A 16416-nucleotide genomic window follows, 5' to 3' on the forward strand; every position below is an offset into this window, starting at 1 on the left:
AACCACATCTCCCTTTTATTCCTCTTTGGCTAAAGCATTGACAGGACATACTTGAACACATATCCTGCAGTCTTTACATCCTTCTTCGTTGAAAATTAAACTTGTCTCGCGGACTTCGATTAAACAGCGAGGGCAAACACCTGCACATTCCCCGCAGTACATGCACCATTCATTAACTATCATATTTTACCAACCTACAAATTATTTTTAATTCAGATTAAGTTCTTTAAACTTTCTTACTATTTATAGATTCATAGCAGATAAATATAATACCATTTGATTAAATGAATGGTAGAATCATTTTTTATAATTAAATGACTAATTTTTTAATAAATTTTATAAATATTCAGTGATTTTCAAGTTAAAATTGTTCAGGATTCTCCAGATAAATCTCATCTATAATAGTATTGAGAGTTTAAGACAATGATATTTGAAACAAGATATGTTTTCACTGTTAATTTCAAGAATATTATTCCAAAATCGCTATTAAATTAATATGAAGTCATTGATTGATAATAAATAAGTTTATATATTTTAATTTTTCCATTATACTTTAATTAATAGTATTCTTAATGATTTTTAATTAGTTCTATAATTATTATGATTTAATGGAGTCTAATATGCTTAAACAACATCCTAAAGGATTATATCTCCTTTTCACAACAGAAATGTGGGAACGTTTCAGTTACTATGGTATGAGGGCTATTTTATCGCTTTATATGATTAAAGCTATGTTTTTCAGTACTGCCTTTACATCAAGTATTTACGGTTATTACACTGGCATGGTATATTTAACACCACTTATTGGTGGTTATATTGCCGATAGATATTGGGGTAATCGAAAATCCATTATCTTCGGAGGTTTATTGATGGCATTGGGGCAGTTTTCACTTGCAACAAGCAGTTATTTATATTCTCCCCAATCTGTAGCTATAACGAATTCATTTTTTGTATTCAATAATCAGACAGTATTTTTCTTGTTGGGGTTATTTTTGCTTGTATTGGGAAATGGATTTTTTAAACCTAACATATCATCGATGGTTGGATTTTTATATTCAGATAATGATGGACGAAGAGATTCAGCATTTACAATATTTTATATGGGCATAAATTTAGGGGCATTGATTTCTCCAATTATCATTGGATTATTAGTAGGTGGAAATAACCCTGCTTATTACATGTATGGATTTTTAGCTGCGGGAATTGGAATGTTGCTGGGACTTTTTATCTTCATATTGGGTAAGAATAAGTATTTGGTAGATCCAGAGGGTGGTGCTGTGGGGGATGTTCCTAATCATCAGTATGGCCCGGATAACTGTAATGATCAAACTTTAACTTGGGTCGAAAAGCAGAGAATAATGGTAATTGTTATACTGGCATTCTTTGGAATATTCTTCTGGGCGGCGTTTGAACAAGCAGGAGTATCTTTAACTTTCCTGGCCGAACAACATGTTGATAGGGTTATAACTGCAATTAACTTTACAATACCTGCTCCATGGTTCCAGTCTGTAAATCCCCTTGCAATCCTGTTATTTGCGCCATTTTTTGCAGCACTATGGTTAAAGTTAAAAGATAAGGGAAAAGAACCATCAATCCCTCTAAAGATGTCAGGTGGTTTATTCATGCTGTCCGTAGGGTTTATGATCCTTGTTTTTGCTTCAAAAACACTGGATGGTGGTGCTAGTATTAGTCCGCTATGGCTTATTGTTGCTTATGTGCTTTTCACCTTTGGCGAACTATGTATATCTCCAATTGGATTGTCAATGGTATCTAAACTTTCACCTGCAAGATTCACATGTCTGCTAATGGGGATTTGGTTTTTGACAAACGCCTTTGCTAATATACTTGCTGGACAGTTAAGTGCACTCTATCCAGATCCAACACAGCCAACACCATATATTCTTGGAATACCAATTAACAGCTTTACATCATTTTTCATGATATTTGTTGTAATGTCCATTATAGCTGCTTTGATATTATTCCTTATGAGGAAAAGATTAGAAACTATGATGCATGGAATAGAATAAAAATTGAGGGCCAAAATAGGAAATGTAGGAACATTTAAATATTGATTTTTACTATGAGAATAAAAGGAAAATGTTCTATTTCTTATCAAGTTGTTCATAATAATAAGTCCTGTTAAACTTGTAACTTAATGTTAAAATGATAGACTCTGGAGAAAAAATATGAAAACAAAATTTGTTACATGCCTAAACTGTATTGATGGTAGAGTTCAACTCCCTGTAATCAACTGGATAATAACAAATTATGATGTGAAATATGTTGACATGATAACTGCTCCTGGAATAGATGGTCTAATGGCAGATATGGGCACTAATATTAAGGATATTCTTGAAAAGATAAGTATTTCAAAAAATGTACATTTAACAAATCAATTATTCATTGTTGGGCATCATGATTGTTTAGCAAATCCTGTAAAAGATGAAACACATAATCAACAGATAATTGATTCAGTTGATCGTATTAAAGAATCATATTCTCCTTGTAATGTAATAGGACTATGGGTAGACAGTAAATTCAATGTCCAAGTAGTTTATGAACTTTAGTATCAAATTAAGATTGAAAATCTTTTTGTAACTTAGTAATGTCGTAAAAATTTATATTTTTTTTATCTAAATTTTTAATAGATTTTTTCATTTTTTTGTAAAGTTTCAATAAGTGATTTTAACAATATTTTATTATTAAATATTTTAAATAAGTATGATATTATAACGAATAAGTCAGGTCATTTTTTTCTATTTCTTTACTGTATTTCAAAAACATGAAAAAACCCAGTAATAAATGTAATTTGATTGAAAGGAGAAATTATATGAATAATGTGGTATTTGTTATACTTGGAATAGCGTTCATAGGTATTGGTTTTATAAATTTATATCAAATCCATCAAAATAAAGCTAAAAGAACAACATTCAACATGATAATTATGTTTTTATTCGTTGTATTGGGAATATTAGAGATTTTATTTGGATTTAATTTTATTTGAAGATTTGAAAGCCTATTTAATGCAATGCGGTAATGTTATTAAATAAAACCTAATTAAAATTGAAATAACAGAGTATATAATAAAATAATAGTTATTAGAATGAGATTTAATAATTCGTGTTTAGAGGATTTAATAAATTAATAAAAAGTGTATACATGAACTATTCTGAAATTTACAGGGATTATGCGTATCACATTATCCTTGCTATTGGTTTTTTTTATCAATTATAATTATTTCATGGACAGGGAATCCATCAGCTTGGATATGGGGATCTACAGCAGTTTTTTTTTTAATCATATTCAGTAAAACCAAATATGTTAAAATATTAAATCCTCCAATTTTAATTTGTTTAATTATATTTTCAGGATTAATATTAGGGTATACCTTTCTATTTCCGCCCATATATGTATCGACCTACCCATATTTTATCGCAATTGTGTAATTTCCTGATTTATCTTATTATATTAGTTAGCTATCATCGCTAATGGAAAGGATTTTAACAACTGAATTAATGAAAATAAAGAATATTTAGATATTTATAATATAATTAAATATATTTCAAGCTTCTTTTGAACAGATAGAATTATTAACTAATGATAAAAATTAAACAAGTGAATCTTTACTTTTTTTATAATTTCTGCTTTTTTTCCATTTATTGTGGAAATTTTTTAAAAATTTTGGATTAATCTTCGTTATCGGGTTCTATATGAATTAGAACCTCTTTTATTCCTGGGAAAGATTTTTTTAGTTTTGATTCTACTTCATTCCCGATATTATGTGCTTTATCTATAGAAAAAGAAGGATCAACTGTTATATGTAAATCTATGTATGTTTTGGATTTTTTACCCCTAGTTCTGATCTTATGAGTTTGAATAACACCCGGTACGGTGTTTACAATGTTTGATATTGTTTCCTTACTAATAGTCGATTTATCCAACAGAACTTCAGAACTTTCTTTAATTATGTCAATACCGGTTTTGGCGATTAATACTGCTATTGCCAATGCAATAACAGGATCTATGAAAACATATCCGGCTTTAATTGCAAAGAATCCTATAATAACTGCAATTGAAGCATATATATCGCTTCTAGTGTGCAAAGAATCTGCAACAAGTATTTTACTGTCTATTTCTCTTCCTTTTTTATATTCATACCATGAAACTCCTATGTTTATCAATATGGTAACTCCCATAACTAAAAAACTGATTGTAGTTATTTCAGGCAGGGAGGGATTGAAAAATCTGTTTACTGCTGATTGAATGATCTCTAAACATACGACAAAAAGGAGTACTGCTATTATTATTGATGCAAATGTCTCAATTTTCCAATGCCCATAATGATGTTCTTTATCTGCAGGTCTTGATGCTAATGTGATCCCAATAATTCCTACAACATTAGAAGTCCCATCGAAAAATGAATGAAACCCATCGGTCATCATACTTAAAGAATTTGAATACCACCCATACAGAACCTTAACTAAAGCCACAGCTATATTCAGTACCAAAATAATAATAAGAACTTTCCGAACAGTACGATAATATTCATTCATGAAAATTTACCCATATAAAATTTTAAGTTATTGAATATGTATTAATTTATTTTAAAGTTTATATTTTTAAGTTATTGTCCTTGTGTGATGTTGAGTGCATTACCTGTCTAAATTTTTATTAATAGGTTTTATCTTAAGAGAAATTTCAATGGGATATTAATTTGAAAATACTATAGTCTACTGTCGAGAGTTAATAGTCAATATATCGGAATTTTTTCTCCATTATAATCACTATTCCAAATGCTATTAATCCTAATACAGCTGAAACGATGATAGAGTTGGTTTCGGTTACAGCAATTTTTTGATAAGGTAATCTTAATGTACCTAACATCAATCCTACAAGGAAAGACATTGTAACATGTTCATGATGCTGTAAAAGATAATCTAGTAATCTTGAGAAGGAAATTATCCCTACCAGTGCTCCCAGGATGAAGGTTATGATTTCACTAATTGAAACACTGTTCAGGGCATTGATCATGTATTCGTATTGGTTAATAAGTAGTAAAATGAATGCTCCAGATATTCCCGGCAGTATCATAGCACATATTGCAAGCATACCAGAAAAGAAAATTATGGGCAATGTGTGATTAGCCTGAATTGGGTTTAAACCTACAAAAATAAATGCAAATACAAATCCAACAATACCAAAACTGAAATATTTAACTGAAAAACCATCAATTTCTTTGTAAACAATATACGTTGATGCTATAATCAAACCTGCAAAGAATGCATAGGTAAAAGCTACGTAGTTTGCCAACAAAAAGCTCATTAAACGAGATAAGGTTAATACGGCTATTCCTATTCCCATTAATAAAGGAATAAATAATTCTAAATCAACTTCTTTTCGAAATATTTGCCATGACTCTTTAAATTGGGCTTTAAATAGGGGTTTTAAAAATTTAAAGTTTATTTTACTAATGGAGTGTACTAATCGCTCATATATTCCTGTTATTAGGGCTATTGTGCCTCCAGAAACCCCAGGCATCACATCAGCTGTTCCCATAAATAGTCCTCTAAAAAAAATGGCAAAAAAATTTCTAAATTTAGCATAGTTGTTTGTCATTAAAATCATTTTCCTAATAATATGTTTTTAATTAATAGTTTTGAAATTAAATTCAAGGATTGTCTTAATCAATAATATTAGTTAATTTAAATATATACAATTTATATATAACCATTATTGAGGCTTGAACAATTTTATTAGATATAATGGGAAATCAGTGTAACGTTGGAATATTGTTGTCTTATGAAAAAACATTTTTCCAAACCAAATAAATCATATTACATTTTTTTTATCTAAAATTTTTAATCGATTTTTCATTTTTTTATAAAGTTTCAATAACGGATTTTAACATTATTTTATTATTATATATTTAAAAATAAGTATGATATTATGACGAATAAGTCCAGTTTAGTAATGTTTTTCTATTTCTTTATGATAGAATGGTTCAGTTACCCGTTATCAAATGGATCATGGAGAATTATGGGGTGAAATATGTGGACTGATAACTACTCCTTGAATGGATGGGATATTTCCTGATGAGACTTTTAACATAGATGATATTCAGAAAAAAGGTAAAAGTATCAAATGAAGGACATTCAACTTCATTTATATTTATTATAGGCCATCATAACTGTTTAGCAAATTCTTAACTAGTGAAGTCATAAAGAACAGATAATTGAATCGGTTTATCGTATTAAAAATTAAATTTAAATTGCAATGTGATAGGACTTTGGGTTGATAGTAGATCAAAGATTCAAATTGTTCATGAAATTTATAAAAAAGTATGAAATTTAGTTTTATTAAATGATAGATCAGTCTTTCTTCATCTTCTCTGCTTTTAAATACATATCCACATTCACTACACAGAAGTGCTCCTGTTTTGGCATGTGCATGATGTTCGGATTCAATATCTCTTTTGAGAATTTTATCCTTACAACCACATTTAGGACATTTTTCATCTAATTTACCCAGGTTCACAATAAATCCTCCAAGTATAATATTACATTGATTATTTTATGATGTTTACATTAAAAAAATGTTTTTAATATTTAGGCTTTAAAAAAATGGAAAAAACGATTTTTACATTCAAAATGATCATGATAAAGCTGAAAATGCATGTTATTGTAATAAATGAAAGTGTGAGTTAAAAAATAATTTTTTTTTCAAGTATCATTTAGTGAAATCAAAAAAAATAAAATATAACAATCTTATGTAAAATTTAAGAACCTTTGAGCATTAAAGACATTATACTATTTTTATTTCTTTTAGAATTACCAACCATACCAGATCCAGAGAGCATTTCCACTGTTGCCCTGTCAGTAATCTCCTTAAAAATACGTTTATATGCTGTGCAATGAGGATCTACACCTTCCACTTCCGCATCTGTAATTGCCAATGCATTATATGGACATCCGCCCCTACAAAACTTGATATATGTACATTTTTTACATTCAACATCTACATATTCCTTGAATTCTTGTAAAAGTTTCCATGGTTGAGATTTGGCCAGATCATCCATGGTAGGATGGTCATAAACATTGCCCATTACATATTCTAGCATACCAACGAAACGATAGCATGGATATATACTACCATCTGGTCCGATGGCAAATGTGTCTCCCATACAATCAACGAAGGTACAAACAGTACCTCTGCGCCGGAAAACACTTTTAGCAAGGTTATCAATGTTCATGATTTCAATTTCATCCATATGTTCCAAGTATTGATCAAGAAGGTAAACCAAAAGTTCTCCATATTCTTCTGGTGAAAGAGCCCATTCCTCAGGATTTTCATCTCTCATGGAAGGTAGTGAAGGATGTAATTTAAGTGTTAATCCATTTTCAATGAAGTAATTTAGGATATCTTCTTTATAATTAATTGAATGTGAAGTAAATGTACATATAAAACTAACTTTCAGATTATGTGATTTTGCTATTTCATAACCTTTCATAGTCTTTTTATAGTATCCTTCACCCCTTTGGTAGTTGTTCAGTTCTTCTGGACCATCAATACTCGAACCTATTGGAATATTATATTCACTAAATAATTCTGCCATTTCAGGGGTAAGATTCCATAAATTGGTTTGAAGAGCAAGAGCAGGTTTTAAATGTTCTAAACCTTTTTTTATTAGTGGAAGAGCTTTTTTATAAAAATCAAAACCAGCAAGTAAAGGTTCACCACCATGAAAAGTGAATGTAACTGTGTCATCTCTGAAGTTTTTAAGCCATTTAACAACTTCTTCCACAGTTTCAATGCTCATCAGATCTGAATCTACCTCGGAACTCCAGCAATAACTGCAGTTAGAAGGACAACCAAGTGTAGGGACTAGCATAACATGAAAAACCATTAAAACACCATTTTTTAGTTAATAAATAATTTAATCAAGGTTTATTTATGTGATAGTAATTACTTCAAAAATTATTTCTTCTGTTTATCTTCTCCAGGATCATCAACTGTTTTATCATCATCCAAATTCTTTCTTTTCAAAAACCTTCCAAACAAACTATTATCTGATTTAGATTTAGGAATCAACTCTTTTAACTTGGATATTTCTTCCAGAGATTTGTTGTATTTGATCATAAGTTCCTTATGTTCATCAACCAGTTTTTCATATTTTAGATTTAACTGTTCATACTCATTTAATGTATCTTTTGAAGACTCAAGTGTACTGATTTTAGTTTTAAGTGTCTTCAACATTACTTTTTGTTCTGAAAGTGTGGAAATTAGATTCTTGTTTGTGAACTTTAACTCAAGATTTTTGGTTTCCAATGTTTTCAAATCGCTTTCAAGTTTATTAATTATTTCATCCTTTTTTTGATCTAAAATGGGATCAGCCCCAAATTTATTTAATATTATAAATGTTATACTTGAACTTAAACATATAAGTTATGAAGAGTTATGGTTATTTAATATGTCATTCATGAAATTATCAAAGTTTATTTCTGCTATAAATGAACTTAAACGTTTTTCATTAGAGTTGGCTTTATAATAATCTATAATCCCGCCTATTAGATTTAAAGCATCTTCATCTGATAAATTTTTAGCCATTAAACTGCCTATTCTAGGTTTTATTCCTGCATTCCCTCCGACTAATAGTTTCCATCCTTTTGGAGTTCCTATTAATCCAATATCTTTAATAGCAGGTTCAGCACATGAATTTACACAGCCTGAAACTCCAATTTTTAATTTTTTAGGTGTTTTAAGTCCACAATAAATGTCATCAATTTTCATACCCATTTCAATTGTATCTTGCACACCTTTTTTACAGTACAATGATCCAGGACATAATTTGGATGGTCTCACCCTAGCGCCAGTAAAACCTCCGGGTTTCATATCTAGATCATCCCATATGTTGTCAATATCTTCAGGTTTTATACCAATCATTGCTATTCTTTGACTTGAAGTCATTTTCAATGTTTTGACATAATATTTATCTGCTATATCTGCAATCTTTCTTAATTCATCTGGATCTATTATACCTCCAGCTATGTAAGGAATGATTGCATAAGTTTTCATGTCTTTTTGAAGTGAAGCTCCCTTTTCAGGTATATTTTCCGCCAATAAGATCACCTTTATAAATTTAGTAATTTTTTTTATTTAAAAGAACTGTTTAAAATATAATTAATAAACAATCTATAATGATAAAATATAAAATTAAAGTATTACAGGGGATATTATTTGGTTAAATGGCCATCAAACCCCTGTAAATAGAGATATAGAAAGGTATTAACACTGTAATAACCGCCTCCTTTCAGACACTCTAGCATAACATTTCAGTGGATAACATAAAAATATTATGATCAAAAAGTAAACCAAAAACATTAAATGAGCTACATTTTTTCCATTTAGATTAAATCTGCTCTTCTGGATTGTTTTTTAATACCCAAACAAATAATTAACAAAATTATTTTAAATTAAATTCATGACCTGCAAGGGAAAAGATATTCAATAAATATTAAAATTTTTTAAAAGTTTCTTGAAAATACTTACATTAAGTATATTTAAATCTGTTTAAAAGGATATATGGACTTATTATAATTACTATAGGCTCATGCTATAAAATCAAGTTTAATTGAGGTATTATTATCTACTAATTAATAAATCTATATATACAATCAATTTTTTTAATTTAATTTTAATGGGCCTTCCCATCTTTACAGAAATAACGGCCAGGTATGCAACTTTTAAGGGATTTTTGGTTCCAAATTAAACATTCATTACATTTACAAACTTTTTTGGTATTTATATCTTTGCAAATAGCTTTACCAGTAGAACAGTATAGTCCGGGCACTCTATCTGGACCCATCATCATAGGACTATCTAAATCCTGATTTTTTATTAATAACATGATTTGTTGTTTATCTTTCACACACTGACTTTCAATCTGGACAGCACATTGCATGCAAAGACATTTTTTAATGTTTTCCATGCTGAAATCTATATTTTCCATGTTATCCTCCTCTATTTTAATATTAACAAGAATAATTATGGAGTATCAAACTATTGAATTTTTCTAACAGAACCAACATGTTTTGTTGATAAAACCAATAATTATATTCCATTACAAATTTACTATAGAGATAATGAATTATACTAATTCATAATTGCCGGGATAGTCTAGCCAGGTAAGGCGCAGGATTCGAAATCCTGTTGAGCTCTGCTCGTCCTGGGTTCAAATCCCAGTCCCGGCGTAGATTTTTTTTATTGTAATTGTTTTTCATAGATAATATTAATTGTTGATTATCGATATTATTCAGTAAGATAAACACTGAATTTGTTTGATTCAGATATTTTAATACTAAGTTGTTAAAATTGATTAAAATTTAAATCAAATTTAATCATAAAAACCCTATTATATTCTTTAAATATTATATTTGGAAATGAAGGGGGGGGGGGGTTATTAATGGAATTAGAGTTTAAGAATGTGATTGCTGTAGTTTTTATAATGGCAATATTAATTGCAGTAAGCGGATGTACAAGTATATCGAACAATACAACCAACAACACAACTAATATCACTGAAAAGAATAACACCGATAATGTGAATACAACAACAGATATCAGTGCTGATAAAGCCAAAGAACTCGCAACACAATATACAGGAATTGGTGTCACTTTGGGAACTCCTACATTAACAACATTTAAAGGTGTTAAGGTATGGAAAGTGCCTGTTTCAACCAGCGGATTGAATAAACCGGTTGACAATATATACATCAATGCAGATACAGGTAAAAGAGTTCAATAATAGATTTTTTTTAATTTTTTTTGTAACATATTTTTTTATCTGAGGGCATGATTCAAATCCATGTAATCTTTAAAAGTACTAAAAGCGCACCAAATTCAATAATACTCAAACTTAATACTGGAAATCCCATTCCAGGACCATGAAACCCTTCTGCAACTAGTAAAAAAATTAGGAACATGATGTTTTGGACTATTAATAATGTTGCAAATATGGCTAACCCTAGACTGAACTGGGATTTAAGTTTCCTGTAACTTCCAACATATGTGAATAAAAGTATTAGAAGCAGTAAAATATTGGCAGCACAAACTAGGGCAGCAATAATAGCCAAATTAGGATCGTCTAGTGGGGGTCCCCTTTCTAATTTATTCCCATTAAAACTTCCTGTTCCTGGAACTAATTCATTACTCACATGATCACCTTCTAATTTTCACTAATTTCCTTCCATATCTGCTGGAAAAGTTCATAATTTTCTTCCATCGAGGATGAGAGAAAATACATGGTTCCATATTTTTCTCCAGATGCTGTTATTATGTTATTATCCTCTAAAACCTTGATGTGATGCCTAACTGTTTTATAATCTAGTTCTAATTTTTCAGCAAGCTGATGGGCGTTATAAGGCCTTTGATTTAGTAGGTGTATTATCCTGGCCCTATTAACTCCTCCTTTTGTACCAGCAATAAGCCACCAAAGTATTTTCTTCATGGGCATCACCAAATAGGTTATGAAGTTATTATAGTATCATATTTTAGTTTTATAACCAGCAAAAATATACTTATCGATCCATTTTCATGTATTCGTATTATTATAGCCATATAGAATAACATACAAATTTTTTGTAAACCTAGTTCAGATATGTGCTAATTGTTCTACAAATAACAGAGTAATTTTCCATTTACACTTAAATCTATAATATTACAATAAATTATTTTAACGAGAATACGTTTTAATAAAATGAAAAAGAAATAAATCCTGGTTGCATTGATAAAAGAATAAAAAGAGGTTATAGTTATTATTCATTGGTTATTTTATATAATATTGATAGAGCAACCAATTGAATCAAATTTATGAAGAACAACGCAATATGTGGCATTCCAAAATCAGAATGAGATATTTCAGATGGTATAACTGGAAGTATTAATGGAATGATGAGTGCTATAGTTACTAATATATTCTGGATAAGAAGGAAGGTTGCAAAATACAAAAGACCTATAGTGAATTTAGATTTTACTTCTTTATATGTTTTCCAATAAGTATACAGCAATCCTACTAACAAACAAACGTTTGCAATTCCAATTGCCACTGCAAGATAAATTACTATTAATATTGTAGGCCCTATTACTTCGGTTACCATTTTTATATCCTCTTACCAATTTTGTCCCTAATAACTTGATATATAATTTTAAACCAATTCCTTCCAAATGTCTCTGAAAATATCATAATTTTCTTCCATTTTTGGTGAAAGAAAATACAATTCCCCATACTTATTTTTACCTGTAGAAGTTATCATATTGTTTTCGTTTAATATTTTCAAATGATGTCGCACTGTTTTATAGTTGAGTTCAAGTTTTTCTGCGAGCTGATGGGCGTTATAAGGTCTTTCTTTCAAAGCCATAATAATTCTAGCTCGATTAGGCCCTCCTGCTGTTCCAGCAAATACCCACCAAATCAGTTTTCTCATATTAAACATCCCAACTTTTGAACTCTTGAAACTTTATTAAGTTATAATTTAAAACTATAAATATAATATGTTAACTTTTATGGGCGGTGTTTTATGAGTATTGGAGTAATAATTGCTTTGTTAGGTATAATAATAATGATCACATATATTACAATAAGATTCTGGCTACTTTACAAAAAATCAAAGCCTAAACTTTAATTTGGATTAACATACAGTCGTTATTCCATTTATAAAAATTTCTTAAAAAAATAATATTGGATAAAAAAATAAACATCAAATTTTCTATAAACTTAGAGTGTTCAAAGTATTGTTTTAGAGTTGTTGTTACTTTTTTGAAGCATTATATCCAGTATTATTTTGTCAGCATCTTTCATACCATCATTTCCTACTCTGCAAAAATTTTTTATTGTGTCATCAGGATTTTTTTCAATTATACCCTCTGTTGATTTTATTGAATTCCCTTCTAATGTAACAATGGTGGATTGTATGGCTGCTGTAGTGCAAGTTGCTACTTTAAGGGCACATCCTGCTTTTGCACCATCACAGATCATCCCTGTTATATTTCCCAATATGTTCTGTATTGATGATTTTATTTCTCCTTCACCACCACCCATCAAATAAGTGATTCCACAACATGCACCTGTAGCGGAGATAGTTGCACCACACAAAGAGGATAAACGTCCTAAAATTGCTTTAATGTAGATGGTTATTAGATTACTGAGAACTACTCCTCGTATTAATGTATCTTCATTAGAATCTAATTTCTCTGCAAATGCAACAACAGGAATTGTGGCAGAAATTCCTTGATTTCCACTTCCAGAATTACTCATAACCGGTAAAATACTACCAGCCATACGGGCATCAGATCCTGCTGCTGTTAATGCTGTTGCATAATTTGCCGCATCATCTGCAATAAATCCATTTTCCATATTTGATTTGATACTCCTACCGACATGAAGACCATAAGGTTTATCCAGGCCTTCTAAACAAATTTCCATATTCAGTTTAATGCTTTCTCTAATTAAATCAAGTTTTTTTATGTTAACATGATTAACAAATTCCCATATTGAATCAACACTCAGAAAATCCAGATTTTCTTCGGTCAGGTCATAATTGAATATTTGCTTATCAGTACTCTTTTGAATATCTACAATATTTTTCCCGTTAACTTCAATCAAAACAACATTGTTATGTATATCTTCAATAATTACCCGGGAATTAGAGTCCTCAGTTTCAACAATGACTTCTACATATAACTTTTTAGGAGAATTGGCTAACTGAACAGTAACCAAACCCATTTCGATCATTTTTTGGGCATTTTCAATGTCATGATCTTTAAGATTAGCAAGTACCTCTAGATTTTTGTCTAGATCCTTAGCAAAAATACCTAATGCTGCTGCTAGATTTATACCACAGCTATCTGTTCCAGGGATTCCAACAGACATAGCATTTTTAATAACATTACGAGATGCAATTACTTCAACTTTATTTATCTTATTTCCTTTTGCATATTTTTTAGCAAGAGCTGCTGCATATGCAATAGAATTAGGTTCTGTGCATCCTAATGCAACAACAAGCTCCCTTTCTAAAAGATCCAAGAATTTTTCATCGTACATTGTAATCCACTTTTATAATTAATTTATAAAATGAGTTATATTCCAATTAATGTTTCATGTAAAATTTAAATCATATAAACATTTGGATATTTTAAATTTATAAATAATATTTTGTTAAGAAAAAAACTAATTAAGAGAATTAACAAAACTAAAACATAAATAGATTATTTTACATTAAAATATCAAGTTAAAAAAAAATTTGGAGCATTAATATGGAGATTAATATCGATAAACAAACTAATGAATTATTGGATGAAGTTATAAAATCAAGACGTTCAGTTAGATCTTTTAAGAAACAATCACCTCCAAAGGAGAATATTGAAGATATTTTAAATGCAGGAATGTTGGCCCCATTTGCTGCGCAGGCTGTTGGAGAAATTAAAGATTTCAGACGCTTTTTTGTATTTGAAAATGACACCCCCAGTATCGAAATCGCTGAAAAACTCATGAAAAATAAAGCGGTGGAAGGGTTAAATCATTTTAAGAGTATACTTAAAGAAAAACCCTTTTTAAAACCAAAAGTCCAACCATTCATGGATAAACTTCAGATGACCGTAGATAATGGTGTTCTTGGTGTGGGAACAGCACCGTATTTTATAGTTGTTGCTGAAGTAAGGGGAATTCCGCCTGTTGAACAGGAATCTATTGCGCATTGTCTTGAAAATATGTGGCTTAAAGCAACAGCCTTAAAACTTGGATTTCATCTAGTTTCTTTAACATCACAAATGGCGGAGGATAACGAGTTCCTCACACTTCTTAACATACCTGCAGGTAAGTACAGTATTAATGGATGTGCTGTGGGTTATCCTGCAATTGAAACACCCTCTGTAAATCGTCCAGAAGTCAAAGATGTTACAATTTGGATGGGTGATAAATGAAAAATAAATTTGTTTAAAAAAAAATTAAGAGGAACTAGCTATGAAAAAATCTTTAGGAGCAAAAACAATTGTATACCCAACCCCTGTTTTTATAGTGGGAACATACGATAAGAATGAAAAACCAGATGTAATGGCAGCTGCATGGGGAGGTATTTCATGTTCACAACCTCCATGTGTTTCAATTTCACTTCAAAAACAGAGATACACCCTTAAAAACATTGTTGAGAGAGAGGCATTTACAATAAGTATTCCATCCGAGGAATATGTAGCTGAATCAGATTATTTTGGAATTGTTTCAGGAAAGGATGAAGACAAATTCTTAGAAAGTGGACTTACACATGTGAAATCTAAAATTGTGGATGCACCATATGTCAAAGAATTTCCGCTTATACTCGAGTGTAAGTTGGTTCACACAGTTGATTTGGGCAGGCATACTCAGTTTACAGGTGAAATAATGGATGTTAAGGTTGACGAAAAAGCAACTGACACAAATGGGCTTCCAGATATTACTAAAATTAAACCTTTCACATTTGATCCTGCAGGTATGGCTTACTATGGTATAGGAAATAATCTTGGTCCTGCATTCAATATTGGAAAAAAGATAAAAAAACAATAAAACACAAATACTGAATTTAACTGAAGTTAAATTTTTGATTTACATTTTTTTTTTATAAATGATTCTAACTTTTTATCTGCTAGAATAGATTCATTATAAGCCAATATGCGAATACTTTCGGCTTGTTTAAAATCAGAGTTTTCATTTAAATTTAATAGCCTTAAAAATTTAATTTCCGCGTTTTCTATATATTTTTTAGCTTCTTCAATATTTTGTTTACTTGATCCACTGTAACATGAATCAATATTTAACAGTTTATATTTTATTTTGCTTGTTATTATGATGCCTTCTATGGCAGAGGGTAATAATTTAACAGCGTGCCATTTTTTGTACTGTTTTACATTCAGAAATTCAGAGTTTATATCAGATTTTATATCTTTTTTTAATTTCTCGAGCCATCTTAGAGAAGCGGAAATCTTCAAATTAATCAATCTAACATGGTCATTATTATTCAATCCATATTCTGATCTTTTTTTAGCAAGTTTTATTCGAGCTATGATTTTGTTGGCACTTGCAATGAAATAATTCTTGTTTTTTTCTAATATTTCAGTAGAAGAAATATTATCATTACCATCTAAGTATTTCCCTATTTGATTGAAATTAATTCCTTTCATAGTTCTATAGGACATTCCACCAGCAATGTTCTCATTTTCTTGCATATGAAACCCCATTTATATTAATGACAAATCGACAATTTCTATATTAATATGTAAGTTGCAACTTTTTATTAAAAATTTTCAAAGGAATTATAAAAAAAACTTAAATTTCAGTAGTTATATTTAAAGTTCCAATAACATTTATTAAAACTGTGAATCCTCAGAAATCTC

At 29.8% G+C, this 16416-nt stretch carries 22 protein-coding genes and 1 tRNA gene; 8 read left to right on the forward strand and 15 right to left on the reverse strand.

Annotated elements, in window-relative coordinates; translation table 11 throughout:
* Positions 1–15: 15 nt before the first annotated feature.
* Positions 16–183: a 4Fe-4S binding protein gene (locus K8N75_RS06840; protein ID WP_081882567.1), complete on the reverse strand. Its 168-nt coding sequence runs from the start codon at positions 181–183 to the stop codon at positions 16–18.
* 437 nt (positions 184–620) lie between these two features.
* Here K8N75_RS06840 and K8N75_RS06845 point away from each other — a divergent pair, with 437 nt between their 5' ends.
* The 3 genes from K8N75_RS06845 (at position 621) to K8N75_RS06855 (ending at position 3004) form a co-directional block, all read left to right on the forward strand.
* Positions 621–2027, forward strand: a complete 1407-nt coding sequence (locus K8N75_RS06845; protein ID WP_223791335.1) for a peptide MFS transporter — start codon at positions 621–623, stop codon at positions 2025–2027.
* Positions 2028–2186: 159 nt separating this feature from the next.
* A complete protein-coding gene (locus K8N75_RS06850; RefSeq protein ID WP_223791336.1) occupies positions 2187–2567 on the forward strand; it encodes a carbonic anhydrase in 381 nt (126 codons plus the stop codon).
* A gap of 263 nt (positions 2568–2830) precedes the next feature.
* Positions 2831–3004: a hypothetical protein gene (locus K8N75_RS06855; RefSeq protein WP_223791337.1), complete on the forward strand. Its 174-nt coding sequence runs from the start codon at positions 2831–2833 to the stop codon at positions 3002–3004.
* Positions 3005–3208: 204 nt separating this feature from the next.
* On the opposite strand, the gene K8N75_RS06860 is transcribed toward K8N75_RS06855, so the two are convergent.
* From K8N75_RS06860 to K8N75_RS06870, 3 genes are all read right to left on the reverse strand, one after another.
* Positions 3209–3406, reverse strand: coding sequence for a hypothetical protein (locus K8N75_RS06860; RefSeq protein WP_223791338.1), 198 nt, complete (start codon positions 3404–3406; stop codon positions 3209–3211).
* Between the two features lie 280 nt (positions 3407–3686).
* A complete protein-coding gene (locus K8N75_RS06865; RefSeq protein WP_223791339.1) occupies positions 3687–4553 on the reverse strand; it encodes a cation diffusion facilitator family transporter in 867 nt (288 codons plus the stop codon).
* A 190-nt stretch (positions 4554–4743) separates the two neighbouring features.
* Complete coding sequence (locus K8N75_RS06870) at positions 4744–5556, reverse strand: DUF368 domain-containing protein (RefSeq protein WP_223791340.1); 813 nt, start codon at positions 5554–5556, stop codon at positions 4744–4746.
* A 554-nt stretch (positions 5557–6110) separates the two neighbouring features.
* Between K8N75_RS06870 and K8N75_RS14290 the strand changes: the two genes are divergently transcribed.
* Positions 6111–6206, forward strand: a complete 96-nt coding sequence (locus tag K8N75_RS14290; protein WP_420830712.1) for a carbonic anhydrase — start codon at positions 6111–6113, stop codon at positions 6204–6206.
* Here the strand turns inward: K8N75_RS14290 and K8N75_RS06875 are convergent.
* From K8N75_RS06875 to K8N75_RS06895, 5 genes are all read right to left on the reverse strand, one after another.
* On the reverse strand, positions 6172–6534 hold the full coding sequence (locus K8N75_RS06875) for a TIGR04165 family Cys-rich peptide (protein ID WP_223791341.1): 363 nt from the start codon (positions 6532–6534) through the stop codon (positions 6172–6174). The two genes, K8N75_RS14290 and K8N75_RS06875, sit on opposite strands and share 35 nt — an antisense overlap.
* A 241-nt stretch (positions 6535–6775) precedes the next feature.
* Positions 6776–7903 carry a TIGR04083 family peptide-modifying radical SAM enzyme gene (locus tag K8N75_RS06880; protein ID WP_223791342.1) on the reverse strand — a complete coding sequence of 376 codons (1128 nt, stop codon included), beginning with the start codon at positions 7901–7903 and terminating at the stop codon, positions 6776–6778.
* Between the two features lie 71 nt (positions 7904–7974).
* Positions 7975–8334 carry a hypothetical protein gene (locus K8N75_RS06885; RefSeq protein WP_223791343.1) on the reverse strand — a complete coding sequence of 120 codons (360 nt, stop codon included), beginning with the start codon at positions 8332–8334 and terminating at the stop codon, positions 7975–7977.
* Positions 8335–8442: 108 nt separating this feature from the next.
* Complete coding sequence (locus tag K8N75_RS06890; RefSeq protein ID WP_223791344.1) at positions 8443–9126, reverse strand: nitrite/sulfite reductase domain-containing protein; 684 nt, start codon at positions 9124–9126, stop codon at positions 8443–8445.
* A 565-nt stretch (positions 9127–9691) separates the two neighbouring features.
* Complete coding sequence (locus K8N75_RS06895) at positions 9692–10006, reverse strand: DUF2769 domain-containing protein (RefSeq protein ID WP_223791345.1); 315 nt, start codon at positions 10004–10006, stop codon at positions 9692–9694.
* Positions 10007–10162: 156 nt separating this feature from the next.
* On the opposite strand from K8N75_RS06895, the gene K8N75_RS06900 reads away from it, so the two are divergent.
* A tRNA-Ser gene (locus K8N75_RS06900) sits at positions 10163–10247 on the forward strand.
* Positions 10248–10459: 212 nt separating this feature from the next.
* Positions 10460–10801 (forward strand): peptidase, encoded by a 342-nt coding sequence (locus tag K8N75_RS06905; RefSeq protein WP_223791346.1) that lies wholly within the window; start codon positions 10460–10462, stop codon positions 10799–10801.
* 52 nt (positions 10802–10853) lie between these two features.
* On the opposite strand, the gene K8N75_RS06910 is transcribed toward K8N75_RS06905, so the two are convergent.
* The 5 genes from K8N75_RS06910 to K8N75_RS06930 all read right to left on the reverse strand — a co-directional run bounded on the left by K8N75_RS06910 (position 10854) and on the right by K8N75_RS06930 (position 14095).
* Positions 10854–11210, reverse strand: a complete 357-nt coding sequence (locus K8N75_RS06910) for a DUF8036 family membrane protein (RefSeq protein ID WP_223791347.1) — start codon at positions 11208–11210, stop codon at positions 10854–10856.
* A gap of 11 nt (positions 11211–11221) precedes the next feature.
* Positions 11222–11503, reverse strand: a complete 282-nt coding sequence (locus tag K8N75_RS06915) for an ArsR/SmtB family transcription factor (protein ID WP_048190071.1) — start codon at positions 11501–11503, stop codon at positions 11222–11224.
* A gap of 307 nt (positions 11504–11810) precedes the next feature.
* Positions 11811–12152 carry a DUF8036 family membrane protein gene (locus K8N75_RS06920; protein ID WP_223791348.1) on the reverse strand — a complete coding sequence of 114 codons (342 nt, stop codon included), beginning with the start codon at positions 12150–12152 and terminating at the stop codon, positions 11811–11813.
* Between the two features lie 48 nt (positions 12153–12200).
* On the reverse strand, positions 12201–12479 hold the full coding sequence (locus tag K8N75_RS06925; protein WP_223791349.1) for an ArsR/SmtB family transcription factor: 279 nt from the start codon (positions 12477–12479) through the stop codon (positions 12201–12203).
* A 299-nt stretch (positions 12480–12778) separates the two neighbouring features.
* The gene (locus K8N75_RS06930; protein ID WP_223791350.1) at positions 12779–14095 is read right to left on the reverse strand and encodes an L-cysteine desulfidase family protein; all 1317 of its coding nucleotides are present in this window, start codon (positions 14093–14095) and stop codon (positions 12779–12781) included.
* Between the two features lie 212 nt (positions 14096–14307).
* On the opposite strand from K8N75_RS06930, the gene K8N75_RS06935 reads away from it, so the two are divergent.
* Together K8N75_RS06935 and K8N75_RS06940 are read left to right on the forward strand one after the other, a co-directional pair.
* On the forward strand, positions 14308–14973 hold the full coding sequence (locus tag K8N75_RS06935) for a nitroreductase family protein (RefSeq protein ID WP_223791351.1): 666 nt from the start codon (positions 14308–14310) through the stop codon (positions 14971–14973).
* A gap of 40 nt (positions 14974–15013) precedes the next feature.
* The gene (locus tag K8N75_RS06940; RefSeq protein WP_223791352.1) at positions 15014–15589 is read left to right on the forward strand and encodes a flavin reductase family protein; all 576 of its coding nucleotides are present in this window, start codon (positions 15014–15016) and stop codon (positions 15587–15589) included.
* Between the two features lie 26 nt (positions 15590–15615).
* Here the strand turns inward: K8N75_RS06940 and K8N75_RS06945 are convergent, their stop codons facing one another.
* On the reverse strand, positions 15616–16248 hold the full coding sequence (locus tag K8N75_RS06945; protein ID WP_223791353.1) for a hypothetical protein: 633 nt from the start codon (positions 16246–16248) through the stop codon (positions 15616–15618).
* Between the last annotated feature and the right edge of the window lie 168 nt (positions 16249–16416).

Source organism: Methanobacterium spitsbergense, from assembly GCF_019931065.1.
In the GTDB taxonomy this organism is placed as follows: Archaea; Methanobacteriota; Methanobacteria; order Methanobacteriales; family Methanobacteriaceae; genus Methanobacterium_B; species Methanobacterium_B spitsbergense.